The organism is Candidatus Zixiibacteriota bacterium (assembly GCA_021159005.1).
GTDB lineage: Bacteria > Zixibacteria > MSB-5A5 > UBA10806 > 4484-95 > JAGGSN01.
Genome location: JAGGSN010000025.1, coordinates 1 through 13,674 on the forward strand (window position 1 = coordinate 1; position 13,674 = coordinate 13,674).

12 protein-coding genes and 1 pseudogene are annotated in these 13,674 nt (G+C 41.4%); 7 read left to right on the top strand and 6 right to left on the bottom strand.

All coding sequences use genetic code 11. The features are described from left to right. Nucleotides 1-234: 234 nt before the first annotated feature. Complete coding sequence (locus J7K40_01655; GenBank protein MCD6161101.1) at nucleotides 235-603, top strand: hypothetical protein; 369 nt, start codon at nucleotides 235-237, stop codon at nucleotides 601-603. A 22-nt stretch (nucleotides 604-625) separates the two neighbouring features. Here J7K40_01655 and dinD read toward each other — a convergent pair. The 6 genes and pseudogenes from dinD to rpmA all read right to left on the bottom strand — a co-directional run bounded on the left by dinD (nucleotide 626) and on the right by rpmA (nucleotide 5,092). Next, nucleotides 626-1,402, bottom strand: a pseudogene (gene dinD / locus J7K40_01660) (DNA damage-inducible protein D). A gap of 127 nt (nucleotides 1,403-1,529) precedes the next feature. Next, a complete protein-coding gene (locus tag J7K40_01665) occupies nucleotides 1,530-2,582 on the bottom strand; it encodes an SEC-C domain-containing protein (GenBank protein ID MCD6161102.1) in 1,053 nt (350 codons plus the stop codon). A gap of 128 nt (nucleotides 2,583-2,710) precedes the next feature. Further along, entirely contained in the window at nucleotides 2,711-3,262 is a 552-nt protein-coding gene (locus J7K40_01670; GenBank protein ID MCD6161103.1) for a Fe-S-containing hydro-lyase, read from the bottom strand. An 11-nt stretch (nucleotides 3,263-3,273) separates the two neighbouring features. Then, complete coding sequence (locus tag J7K40_01675) at nucleotides 3,274-4,113, bottom strand: fumarate hydratase (GenBank protein ID MCD6161104.1); 840 nt, start codon at nucleotides 4,111-4,113, stop codon at nucleotides 3,274-3,276. 3 nt (nucleotides 4,114-4,116) lie between these two features. After that, a complete protein-coding gene (locus J7K40_01680) occupies nucleotides 4,117-4,764 on the bottom strand; it encodes a hypothetical protein (GenBank protein ID MCD6161105.1) in 648 nt (215 codons plus the stop codon). Between the two features lie 79 nt (nucleotides 4,765-4,843). Further along, entirely contained in the window at nucleotides 4,844-5,092 is a 249-nt protein-coding gene (gene rpmA / locus J7K40_01685; GenBank protein MCD6161106.1) for a 50S ribosomal protein L27, read from the bottom strand. A gap of 50 nt (nucleotides 5,093-5,142) precedes the next feature. Here rpmA and J7K40_01690 point away from each other — a divergent pair, with 50 nt between their 5' ends. The 6 genes from J7K40_01690 (at nucleotide 5,143) to J7K40_01715 (ending at nucleotide 13,396) form a co-directional block, all read left to right on the top strand. Further along, nucleotides 5,143-5,337 (top strand): hypothetical protein, encoded by a 195-nt coding sequence (locus tag J7K40_01690; protein MCD6161107.1) that lies wholly within the window; start codon nucleotides 5,143-5,145, stop codon nucleotides 5,335-5,337. 541 nt (nucleotides 5,338-5,878) lie between these two features. After that, the gene (locus J7K40_01695) at nucleotides 5,879-6,637 is read left to right on the top strand and encodes a hypothetical protein (GenBank protein MCD6161108.1); all 759 of its coding nucleotides are present in this window, start codon (nucleotides 5,879-5,881) and stop codon (nucleotides 6,635-6,637) included. 331 nt (nucleotides 6,638-6,968) lie between these two features. Next, nucleotides 6,969-7,475 carry a rubrerythrin family protein gene (locus J7K40_01700; protein ID MCD6161109.1) on the top strand — a complete coding sequence of 169 codons (507 nt, stop codon included), beginning with the start codon at nucleotides 6,969-6,971 and terminating at the stop codon, nucleotides 7,473-7,475. A 109-nt stretch (nucleotides 7,476-7,584) separates the two neighbouring features. Beyond that, nucleotides 7,585-9,045 (top strand): leucyl aminopeptidase, encoded by a 1,461-nt coding sequence (locus J7K40_01705; protein MCD6161110.1) that lies wholly within the window; start codon nucleotides 7,585-7,587, stop codon nucleotides 9,043-9,045. A 177-nt stretch (nucleotides 9,046-9,222) separates the two neighbouring features. Next, nucleotides 9,223-10,230, top strand: coding sequence for a YihY/virulence factor BrkB family protein (locus tag J7K40_01710; GenBank protein MCD6161111.1), 1,008 nt, complete (start codon nucleotides 9,223-9,225; stop codon nucleotides 10,228-10,230). A 388-nt stretch (nucleotides 10,231-10,618) separates the two neighbouring features. Beyond that, complete coding sequence (locus J7K40_01715; GenBank protein MCD6161112.1) at nucleotides 10,619-13,396, top strand: VCBS repeat-containing protein; 2,778 nt, start codon at nucleotides 10,619-10,621, stop codon at nucleotides 13,394-13,396. Nucleotides 13,397-13,674: the final 278 nt, after the last annotated feature.

The window sequence follows — 13,674 nt, forward strand, 5'->3', positions numbered from 1 at the left end:
CAAAAAAAATTCAAATGATTTTCAAATCATCATCCTTAAGTGAACAGTATTGGGATTAGCAGTAAAAATATACTCACTCAAGATGTTAATTATCAAAGACTTGATAATTCTTTAAAAAATTCTTGGAATTTTCGCGGTTTATATTATAATTAATTGTTCAGTTTTGTTTTGGAAACATTAATACAAGTAATGATGTAGAAAAAAAAGTAAGATTTATTAATATGTAGATAAGTTATGACCAAAATTCTTGATACTGTAAAAAACTGGCTCGAAAAACAAAATATTGAATATTCTGTTCAAGCCGAAACCTTTATTATTGATGGGGATGGCCCTAAACCGTTCAAGTATGTTCCCAACTTCATTATCCATGGGAAGCGATTTCATGGCAAAACGGTTATAGTTGAGCCTATAACATCGTTTGCGCCTCAGGGCGGGCTGAAACGAGTTCAGACTTTCAGACATCAATTCAGCAGTAAATATCATATTGTTATAATTACCAAAAACAGAATGCTGGATAAAATCCCCCAAAATGCCTATGACCAGCTTATCGAATTTGAAAAGCTGGACAAATCCAAGATTAGATTCCGAAAAAGCCGACAGTAATCTACTAAAATTTTATGTTGTTTTAGATATTTATAATATGAGTGTGTAGGTCGCGTTCCGATATGCCGCGGTCGGTTAAAATCTTGCGAATATCTTCTCGTTATTCTTGATATGTTCATCGGTGATGCCATACTCGGTTTTAAGGTCATCCTTTTTAATATTAAAATTGGTAATTTCATTGGCGAAATCTTTAGCTTTTATCGTGATAGTCGGCAGAAAATCAGCCAGCGGACGTTTGCCGGGAACTTTCAGCCTATTTTTCATTTGCAGGGTTGTATATCCCCCGAATAAAGCTCTGTCGCCCTTACTGCGGATACGGGCGAAACCAAGATTATCTCCAACTCTTTCAAAGATAATAGCGGATAATTCTTTCTCCGAATTGCTTAACTTTTTCCGTTCTTGAAGCCGTTCGATTTCAACTAACCGCTTTTCAATCAGCTCCTGTTTTCTTGTGGACTGCAAAATAGGTCATGGCAAAGGCTATTTCAACTTTGCGGGGATCACCGTTTTGGGCGACTAAGTAGCAGGCGTAACGGGTTAGGGCGATGTCTTCGATTTCACGTTTAGTAGCTGAACCTATGTCCACCATTTTGTTGACGTCAGGAAAATGGTCATCGATTGATTGACCGGCGTTGCTACAAGCCGTTTTAGCCTTTGAAATTACCTTATCGAAATTGCACCATTCGGTGTAGCCCAGCAATTGCTGCAGGTTTCGCGCCAGCCAGTATTCAACGCTGTCTTCTATACGGGCATAATCCTCAAATTGGCCGTGAAGTCTGGTGATAATCTCTTTTTCAATTAAGCCTCCTTATTTTTTGCCGGGTAAACCAGATAATTACCTCAGGCACTTGAATAGTCAAGATCGCAAGGAGGGTCTTGACCTACAAGCTAACATATACTATATTAATAGGTGAAATTCATATAATTTATCTTTTTACTATTTTATATCTTTTTGCTATTTGAGGAGCCCTTTTAATGATTTTATTTGTATTAATTAGATTTAAAAGATCATTAGGCGATATTGCTCTTCCTTTTAATTCAGGATTTCCTGAATCATTTATCCAGGATAAAAGATTTTTTTCTCTGGTTACAAGATAATCAGCTATATTCAGATATATAACCTGTTCAATATCAAAATAATCATTAGCTTGAACCTTTCTTTTATTTAAAGTCATCTGACAATTATATTTCCAATTAACATCGATAAAATATTTTAAAGATGGTAATACCGAAAATATATTTTTCCTATTAATTGATTTATTAAAAGCTTTAACTTCAAATCTTTCCAATATACTAGGAATTAAAACATTATAATCATCTTCCTTTGGTAAACTTTGAAGTCGACTCTTAATTTCTTTTAAATTATTTGACTTCCTATAATCTTTAAAAATTTGTATCATGTTTTTTTGTCTAAGTGATTTATTATGTTTAATTCTAACAAGTTCTTTTAAGGTCTCATCTTGCATCTTTTTTAAAGTATTTTTAAAATCTGAAAGGCTTTTTAAGTTGATAAAGAATCTAATATATTTAAGAATATTTAATATTTCTTCTTGTTTTGAAGCTAGGTTTAATTGACCTATTGCATCTTGAATATGGGATTTTGAGCTTAAGAACAATGATCCCCCTAATGTGCTTTTATAAATATTTTTTATATATTTTTGTCTTTTGATTAATTCCTCAACCGTGTTTATACCTTTTAGATATTCATAAAAATTAATATCAGTAAAATGAGGAATAATCTTAGGTTTACTTTTTTCAAAATTATCTATGATATTTGAATAATTATTCTGATCAATCAAAAAAGAATGAGCGTTGGTGTCAAAAATTATAAATATGTCATTTTCATTAGTATCTTGTTCGATAAAAAGCTTATTATCAAATACTTTTGCTATGGGCGTATCTTTATTTAAGCAACAATGTTTATATTTTTTCCCACTTCCACAAAAACAAGTTTCATTTCTTTTTATTTTCCCCATAATATAATCAATATAAGGGAGTAGCAAAAATAGGTCAAGTCCACATTGAGGTGCTAGACCTACTATACTTATAAAAAAGGGCGTATGCAATACGCCCCTACGCGATTATTCATTCTATGTGAAAAACGCTTCTACCGCGAATACTTCTTCACGCCCTCGACGTAGATATTGCCGCCGCGGCAATCCTGCGCTACGATGGCGGGGAAATCTTTCACGGTCAGCTCGCGGACAGCCTCAGGGCCCAACTCTTCCCAAGCGATAACCTTGGCGGCTGTGATGCTGGAGGCTATTAGCGCGCCCGCGCCGCCTGTGGCAACCATATAAACAGCTTTATGCTTTTTCATCGCCGCAACAACTTCGGGTCCCATTTCGCCCTTTCCGACCATCCCTTTCAAGCCTGCCCCTATGACAATCGGGGAGAACTTGTTCATTCTGCCGGAAGTAGTCGGTCCGGCTGAGTTTATTACCTGACCCGGTTTAGCTGGAGCGGGTCCGACGAAATAGATAATCTGACCGGTTGGGTCGAACGGCATTTTTTCGCCCTTCTCGATAAGGTCAACCATCTTCTTATGGGCAGAATCGCGGCCTGTGTACATAGTGCCGGTAATTAGCACCCGGTCGCCGGCTTTCAGATTTTCTATATCCTTATCTTTCAAAGGCGCAGTTAATTTTATATAATCCATACTTACCTTCCTCAGATAATGGTTGTTAGGTGACGGGCTGAATGACACTGGGTATTAACAGCGACCGGCATACTGGCGATATGACAGGGATGCGTCTCGATATGAACGGCTAAAGCAGTCGTTCTGCCGCCTAATCCCATCGGACCGACGCCGGTATTGTTGATGCGTTCCAGCAGTTCCTCTTCCATTGCGGCATAGTAAGGGTCGGGATGCTTGCTGCCAACCTTGCGGAGAAGAGCATGCTTGGCAATATGCGCGACTTTATCGAACAAGCCGCCGATGCCTACGCCGACAATCAATGGCGGGCAGGGGTTGCCGCCGGCAATCCTGATTGTTTCGACGACGAAATCCTTAACGCCATCTTCGCCATCGCCGGGCTTGAGCATCTTGATACGGCTCATGTTTTCCGAGCCGCCGCCTTTGGTTATTACGGTAAGTTTTACCTTATCGCCGGCAACCAATTTGGTGGAGATTATCGCTGGTGTATTATCGCCGGTGTTTTTGCGGCGAAGCGGGTCTTCCACGACAGATTTTCTGAGATAGCCATCGGTATAGCCCTGACGGACACCCTCATTAATCGCCTCGTTGAAATCACCGTTGAAATGCGCCTCCTGCCCCACATCGGCGAAAACCACGGTATAACCGGTATCCTGACATAAAGGCATCTGATTGTCTTTAGCAATGCCGGCGTTTTTGATGATCTGATTTAAAATTTCCTTGCCAAGCGGAGACTCCTCGGTCTTTTCATACTTTTTGATAGCCGAGAGAACATCATCGCCAAGATAATAATTGGCATCCATGCACATCTTTTTAATTGCGGATGTTATCTCCTTAACATCAATTTCACGCATACACTATCCTTTGATTAGTTCTTTTATTGCAGTAAACATATTTTCACAATCTTCAGCCACCTCTGTCAAACGGCTTGAGCCTATTTGTCCGCCGGAGGTAGCCAGTTTATTTTCATGGTCGATAATCACTTCGGTAGGTCTGGTTGTGATAGCCTGGCCGCCCGCAGTAATAATAGCGGATTGCAATTTGGGATTATTACCGACTGTTACAACCGGGCCTGTCTCGGTAATTCCCTGAACAGATTTTACTATCAGCGGCGCCATATAACCAAAGGCGCCAATCGGCAAACCGCGTCTGTAAACAACCCTGATAAAAGCTCGCAGGTTGTGGTCTACATCAAAAGCCTCGCCTTTTTCCTCGAAATTGGATAAGCTATTAAATTCGGATTCGCTGGCCGATAGAATCAATGCTCTTAGCGAACCGGGTTTTACATCATCAGCATTAACTAAGTCGATACCAGCCATAATGCCGATTATATGCTTTTTGAAATGAATTAATTGCTTTTCATTTTCATCCGGCAAGACAGTTATTGCCATACGCATATAGCCGTTTTTCTCAATTTGGTAAAGATTAAAGACAGTTTCCCAAATAAATTCGCTTGAGAGAACAATTCCAATTCGTTTGGGGATTTTAGTTCGGACTTCCGGCATTATTTCATGTGATTACATTCACAATTATGTGGAAAATGAAACCCGGCGTAAAAATAGACCGGGTTATCATAACCATCATTTAGACAATAGAGACTTTCTTGCGATCGCGTCCAACTCGCTTGAATTCTACAACGCCGTCAGCCGTGGCAAAAAGCGTATTGTCTTTGCCCATGCCAACATTATCGCCGGGATAAATACGGGTGCCTTTCTGCCTGACAATAATCGAACCGGCAGAAACTTGCTGGCCGGCATATCTTTTTACGCCTAACCGCTGGCCATTCGAGTCGCGGCCGTTCCTTGAAGATCCAACACCTTTTTTATGAGCCATCGCTACAATCCTTTCCTAAAAGTTCAAGCTGTTAATTTAATAGAATCGGCTTGAATGTCAAGCTATTTAACCCGCTTTTTCCATTTGAATTATTGATAATGGATTTTCGCGCTTGCCAGGTGCCCCCTACCCGACAGAATTTCCTTGAGTCGTTAGTCCGCCCCGGCGGATTTCCTGACGACATCGGCGTCCTTATGCCAGAAAGCAGTACAGCCGGGCAGGAATCCCCGACTCCAACCTCTTAGCCTGTCAGACGCAATGACTTGACAGCGCTTGAAACTCTATATGTTCCAAAATGAAACACTTGCTATTAAAATATCTGTAAATATTGTCGAGTATTGTATTGATGCATATAATACGCCTATTATAAAACTAACCTGCAAAAAGGAGGGGGTTGTCCATGCAAAGACATTTTTATATCAGTAAGTATCGTGAACCTCCATAGTTAGTATCTTAATAGCCAATATACTAAGATCTCTTGGCTTCGGTTCTTCGATTACCGTGAAATCGCTTCATGTTTAAATCTCTCTTACCTGCAACATACTTCCTTACTCATCCTGGCAATTCTCGAAATATATCGGTTCAAGGTATTGAATCTACACCAGATAATTATCGGGATAATCCCATAGATTTCCCATTTGCAAAAGCAAACAAATCAGGCCATGCGGTCTAAGTGTCAAACAATTATTGGCTTATGGTTTTTGCGTTGGGGCTGATTTGCCTGTAATTCAGGCATCATAATTGCATTAGTAAGAAGTTAATAAAAAAACACACAAGGAGGTGTTTATGAGAATTAACTCAAATGCAGGTATTCTTAACACCCTGCAAAATGCATATAACGCAAAAAGGGAATTATCCTTGTCAATGGAGAAATTGTCGTCGGGGCAAAAAATCAATAAAGCCTCTGATAATCCTTCCGGTCTGGTTATTTCGGAAAAATTAAGAGCCCAAATCGCCGGTGTCGAAAGAGAAATCAATAATATTGATAATACCTATAACAAATTATCCGTTGCTGACAGCAGCCTTGGCTCTATGCAAAACAATCTTCAGGAAATGAGAAGTATGGCAGTAGCGGCGGCTAACGAGGGCGGTAACAGCTCGGAAGCGCAGCAAGCCTATCAGAATAGTATGGATAATGCCGTGCAAAGCTATAATATGATTCTCGAATCGGCATCTTATGGCACACAGAAACTGCTTGATGGCTCTGAGGGTTCAGCGGCTAATATGACAGCCGCTGATAACTACGATGTGTCATCTGCGGAAAAAGCTCAGGAAACAATCAATCTTATTGATGAAAAACTCAACGAATTAAACGATGCCAGGGGCGATATCGGCGCTACTCAAGCGAACGAACTTGATGCGAGACGGAATAGCCTGGAAACCGAACTGGTTAACCTAACCGCCTCGGAATCATCGGTGCGCGATGTTGACATGGCGAAAGAATATGCCAATCTTGTTAATCAGCAAATCAAGCTTGATGCAAGCATGGCGATGCTTGCGCATGAGAACCAAACAGCGAAGAGAATGGTAGACTTATTAAATTGATTTGGAATGAATTGATTTTGCTGCAATCCGAATAAAGTATTTTTGCTTTTGTACGTCCTCCTCCTCAAGAAGGGATGGGTTAAAACGCCTGTCCCTTTTTTTATTTTCCTGCATTATCAGTCCGCCCCGGCGGATTTCCTGACGACAACGGCGACAGTTATCGGTTCAGGGGACTCGACAATATGGACAATTCGGGGAACCCGCTCCAAGACTTTTACTTGACATCATGTATCTAAATGATGTTATAATTAACTTTTAATAGAAAAGGAATTTGGTTGAATTGCCCTAAACGAAAAATTGAAAGCTTAATAAAGCAATTGAGGTAAATAAATTGAGAACTAATGAAAACCTGCAAAACAATTTCTCTGCAGAATCTATGGCGGCTATTAAATATTATGCCTATGCAATAACAGCAGAGGAGGAAGGACGCCGCCAGATAGCGAAATTGTTTAGAGCCATGGCTGAGGCGCAAAAAATTCATGCTATTAATACACTGAAAGCTATTAGCGCGTTGGATGAGTCGGAGAGCAATCTTAGCGCGACAATTGACAGCAAAACCTATGACTATACTCAAAGGTATCCGTCACTTATCGAGCAGTCTAATTTAGATGAAAATCCGGCGGTTTCTTCTTTGTTTCAAATGGCGGTCAAAACTTTAAAAGCGCATATTCGTCTGCTAAATGATGCTTTGAAAAATTTCAAGCGCGTTAAAGACTACGATTACTGGGTATGCAGTATGTGCGGCCTCGTTGAAATGGGTAGTATGCCAGTGTTCTGCAAAGCATGCGGAGCTCCAAGGGAAAAATTTATCCAGGTAACGAATAAAAAAGTAATATAGTAAATAGTATTGTTATGAATACAAAACATGCTAAAATTTTAAGAGATTGGAAAACAATATTACCTTGTGAATAAATATTTTTATCGAATCATATCCAAAGGAGATTTTCATGAAATTAAACACGATATTCGGTGCTAAAAGTACAACTGATATAAAGATTTTCATAGTCTATCAGAATGATGTCGAAAGTAAAGGTCGGTCAAAATATAATCGCTTGCTTAATCGGTTTGGTATAGCCCCGGGATTATTAACCCAATATGGATTTTCCGGCAATAAAGATGAGTTGTTCGAGTTTTATTCTGCGGATAAAGCGAAAAACACGAATACTATCTTTATCGGCATTGGCTCCAAAGAAAAATATGTTCCCGATAACTGCCGTCGCGCAGGAGGGATACTTGCCGGCGTTATCGCAAATCGTAAAATTAATAAGGTGACTGTTATATCAATACCTGAGGATGCGGCAAGCATCGGCGCTTTTATCGAGGGGATTCTCTTGGGCGGTTATTCGTTTGACCGCTTTAAGTCTAAAAAGAATGATGAGCTTACTCTAAAACTTAATCTTGGTGTCGGGCTAAAGAAATATAAAAAAGATATAAACAAATCAAAAGTATTGGCTGAAGCCGTCTATTATGCGCGTGATCTTATCAATACCCCCGCCAATTTCCTTACTCCAGCTGTCTATGCCGGCAAGGCGAAGACATTAGCCGGGAAATACGGTATCAAAACCAGAATATATAGCCCTAAGGAGATAATTAAAATGAAGATGGGGGCTATAATGGGAGTAGCCAAGGGTTCCGAACAGCCGCCGCGCTTAATCACCTGGACCTATAGCGGCGGCAAACGGGGTGAACCGCCTATTGCGCTTGTCGGCAAGGGCGTTACTTTCGATACCGGCGGCATCTCGCTTAAGCCTAGCGATGGCATGATAGATATGAAAAACGATATGGCGGGATCGGCTACTGTTGTTTCGCAGATGATAGTTCTGGGACGGCTTAAGCCGCGAATCAATGTTGTCGGCATTATTCCCGCGGTGGAAAACATGCCCTCCGGCAAAGCCCTAAAACCAAGCGATATTATCACCGCCAGCGATGGCCAGACTATCGAGGTAATGAACACCGATGCCGAGGGGCGTTTAATATTGGCTGATGGCTTATGTTTTGCTCATAAATTCAAACCGAAAGCGATATTCGATATTGCTACGCTCACAGGCGCAGTTAAAATTGCATTGGGCACAAATGCAGCGGGTATACTTGGCACTGATGATAAGTTATTAAAACAGCTTTATGATATCGGCCAGAAAACCGCCGAGAAAACCTGGCAGCTGCCGCTATGGGATGAATATTACGAGCAGATTAAGTCTGAAACTGCCGATATGAAAAACACCGGCGGACGACCGGCGGGCACTATTACTGCCGCCGCTTTTCTATCGAAATTCGTTAAAGGTATTCCTTGGTCCCATATCGATATTGCCGCGGTGGATAATCAGGTGTCATCACATCCCTATCAACCTAAGGGAGCTACCGGATTCGGGGTTCGCCTGCTGGCTGAATTGCTGCTAAGCTGGAAATGAACCTGCTCGCCGGATTGAGCAAAGATTATGCGGTTAGACCATGTGGCTGGCATACGTCCTCGTGCGCCAACTTATGCGGCTGGCAAATGAAAGATATCTCGTGTACCAATTTCGTTTGTGGTTGGCGTACGTCCTCGTGCGCCAACTTATGTGGTTGGCAAATGAAAGGTCTAATAAATGCCGCTGAAATACTTTAACAAGCTATGCAAATTGATTCAATATCAATCCATAAAGGAATTTTGTGGTTGGCGTACGTCCTCGTGCGCCAATTTCGATAAGCTGTATAAATTGATTCGTTATCAATCCATTAAAGAATTCTTAGCCTATTATATCGGCGGCTTATATAATAGAATTTCCAAACATCATATATTTTTAATGGCAAGCGGCTTAGCGTTTTCGATATTTGTATGCATTATGCCGATGGTGTTTATTATCTTTGCTATTTTGGGCATGATACTTGAGAAGCCCACAATCTATGTGGAGATAAGTTCTTTCATTGATAAGATTATGCCTTATGCAAGCCAAGCTGATTTTATTAAGCGTCTGGTATTCAAACTCGCGGATGAGTTCAAGATATATAAAACCGCTGCTGGAATTATCGGGCTTATTGGAATATTAATTGCCTCCAGCGGACTTTTCAGCAGTATGCGGACGATTTTGAATATGATATATAAGGTCAAGCTAAGAGGAAATATCATCACCGGCATCACCGGCAAATTACAGGATATTAGTTTAGTATTTTTAGTATTAATATATTTTCTTTTTTCGATAAGCATCCTGCCAAGTTTCAAAATAGTAAAAGATTTTGCCGACAGGGTGGTTGTATTTCAGATATTCCAGTTTGGCTACATAGAAGATTTAGCTACCGGACTGGCGTCATTTATACTGATATTTGCTGCGTTCCTGACTATATATTCATATATCCCGCGTCTGAAAATCCCTAAGCGGGCGATAATTGTCAGCGCCTTATCGGCGGCGATTCTTTGGGAGCTTGCCAAACAATTATTCGGGTTTTATGTTGCTAATGTGGTAACGTTAAAAAAAATTTATGGCGCCTATGTGCTTATGATTATGGCGGCTTTTTGGGTATATTACACCTCGATGGTGTTCATACTGGGCGCCGAGTTAGGGCAATTATACCGTGAAAGGGCGGCTAAAAGAAAACTAAAACCGCCATCCAACTAAGGGAATATCCCCAAAAAAACAGCAGCAGTAGTAGGGCAGATCGCCGCGGCGACCGATTCCTGCCTATTGAGCTGGGGCGATAATCAACCTTGGTTCATGCAAATACACAGTTACTTAAGGGCAAATCATTCCGAGACTTATCTTTTCGGTGTGCTCATTTTTTCATGAGTCGTCAGGAATCATTTCCTGCCCTGTTTTTTTTGCCCTTTTCGGCGCTGTCAGAAGTTATTTCTGACAGCGCAGGCAATGATTACATTAACTAATCTATAAATATCCTTGACATTATGCTGTCTTTATATTATCTTGATAACAGAAGGTGCTTCACTGTATGTTATTAAGTGCCAACAACTTAAATTAATACGCGAGAGCTGATTCTAAGGAAGTAAAAATGAATAATTCTCGATTTGTCTGGTTTGTTTCACTACTACTTTTTTTGATTGCTTATAATACATCCATCGGCGGCAATGATTTGACAGATATCGATATCCCCGATGAACAATCCCTGTCATTATATTTTGAGCAATACACCCAACCTGAGATATCGTTAGATGGTGATTGTCCCGGAATATTCGACCCCTATTATTCCGTAGCGGTTAATTCAAAACCTATCTCGGTCTTTGCTGGCGATTTTGATAACGATAACGATATCGATATTGCCGTTGCCTGCTATTGGCGAGAATACTGTTCGGTAACCCTTAATAATGGCAATGGCTCTTTTGCCCGCTTCTTTGGACTAGTGACATCATATTATACCGAATGGATAGATGGCGCTGATTTCAATGGCGATGACTATATCGACCTTGTTGTGGCTGATTCTGATGATGACAACGTGGCGATTATGCTCAACAATTGCGACGGCACTTTTGCTTTTAGAACATGGTATTCAGCCGGCGGCAACCCTCGTTCGGTTTGTGCGGCCAAGCTTGATGATGATGAGCATATTGATCTCGTAACCGCTAACTACTGGGATGGTAATATCGCTGTCCTTATTAATAATGGCGATGGGTCATTTGCTTTTCCCGTTCCATTTTCTGCCGGCGGTTATCCTCGTTCGGTATTTGCTGTCGATATAAATGGCGATGAGAGCCTTGATGTTCTTACTGCCAATCTTGATTCCAACAGTGTCTCCATATTAATCAATGATGGTTATGGCAATTTCACTTTAGATGCGATTCATCCCGTAGGCAGCAAACCATTCACTGTTATTGCCGCCGATTTCAACGGTGATGAGGATCCGGATATTGCCGCCTCCAATTCGGGTGATGGAACCGTATCGGTTATTCTAAGCAATGGCTCTGGCGGGTTTAGCTCTCAAAATAGCTATAATGTCGATGGCCATCCAACATCGGTAGCGGCCATTGATATCGACAATGACGGCTATATCGATTTGGCTACCGCCAATAATGATGTTTATTCCTCCTCAATTCTGCTAAATCTTGGCGATGGCACATTTGGCTATCATACCTCATATCCAACCGGGCATGTGCCCTATTGTGTCAAAGCCGCCGATCTTGATGGCGATGACGACCAAGATCTGGTCTTAGCCCAGTTTATGTCCAATTATGTTACAATTCTAAGAAACAAAGATTTATTGCCGTTTGAGGGTTCGATTGCCGGAACTATAACAAACCATTTAGGTGAGCCTGTCGAGGGTGTTTATATTTCACCATCCGGCTATACTGATTTCGATTCGAGCAATGTTGACGGCGAATACATTATTAATGATCTTTGCTGTGATTATTATCGCCTTAATTTCTCGCACCCCGACTATTGCGATACTTTTATCACCGATATCAGAACGCCGGTCGAGGATACGATTTATGTTGATATTGCCCTTGATTTCAGGTCGATAGTCGGCGTTATTGCCGATCAGGATTATCTTCCCCTTGAGGGCGCAATAGCCTATATCCCGGAAGTTGAATTTTCCGATACGACCGACTCTGATGGCATCTATTATTTCGCCGGCATGGGCACTGGTCCATATGTCATAGAGTTTTCACATCCGCATTATAACGATACCTCGGTTGCGGATGTTGCCGTTTCAACCAATGATTCAACTGTTGTTGATATAATCATGTCTCCCAAAGGATTTGTTGAGGGTGCAGTAACCAATGAAACACTTCAGCCGATTGAAAATGTGCTGGTTTTTACATCAGATATGTCTGCTTATGATACTACTGATATTAATGGCGAGTATTCATTAGATTATATTAATGCCGGAAACCATGACATCATTTTTCAAGATACATATTATTATGATACTACAATTGCCGGCATAACCATCATTTCCGGCGATACTACCACGCTTGATATTATCCTCCGCCAGCGTCCCGATATTGAAATTTGGTATGGCAATCATGATAATATGCTGCTAAATGGCCGTCTTGGCGAAATAATCGGTGTGGATGTTTATTTGCAAACTGCCGGCGAGATTCCGCTTAATTCAATCAAGCTGATGCTTGGTATTGACAATCAGTATATCGACAGCTTGCTCAGCGAAACGGAAGGGGACTTTTTCTATCCGTTTACCGGAATGAGTGAAGCGGGTTTTCAGGCTCCTGTTGGTTCGCCGCCAAATATTGCCGGCTGGTCGAGCCAGGAGTTTAATGCCATCAATGACAGCTTGGAGTCGGTCTTAATCAATTTCGATAATCCATCGCTGATGGCAATGTATGTTGTTCGTATTGCCGGCGATACGCTTTTTAACGGAGATACGCTTAGCTGTTTCGGCCCCGGTGTTGATGAACTTGGCGATTTTTCAGTAGCTATTGACAGCGGCGGAGATACTTTATCGATTATTGAGCATTTCAGCCGGCTATATATTCAGGACAGCTATGCGTATTATCCGGGGGATGTCAACATGTATAATGGTTTGTGGCCGCCTATGTTAATAGGCAGTGATGTAACCTACTTTGTGGCATATTTCAAAGGGGGAACTTCTTCTCCGCCATGCCTTCTTGATGGTTTCTGGGCGGCTGCCGATATCAATGGCGACTGCATGATAATAGGCAGTGATGTTATAAGGTTAGTTGCATATTTCAGGGGTGAGGGCAGTGTATCGTTCTGTGGGGATTACCCGCCATTATGGCTTCAGCAGAGCGATATCCCGGATGATGCTCCATTTTCCTGGCCGAATTGCGCTGACATGTCTATAAACGATAGATAATTGCATTAAACCGAATTAATGAAACTGTATAGCATATCACTACTGTCCGGCCTTTTGTCCGCCCAAGGCGGATGCTATGGGATAAAGAAGATAGATTTGTACCTCTGCCGTTACTTTTGTCCGCCTCAGGCGGATGCTATGCGGTATTCTTTGATTGATATTGTCCACTCCAACCTTTTGTCCGCCTTAGGCGGATGCTATAATGATGTCATTCCCACACTGCCCGCGTCATTCCCACACTGCCCGCGTTATTCCCAACACCGTCCGCGTCATTCCCA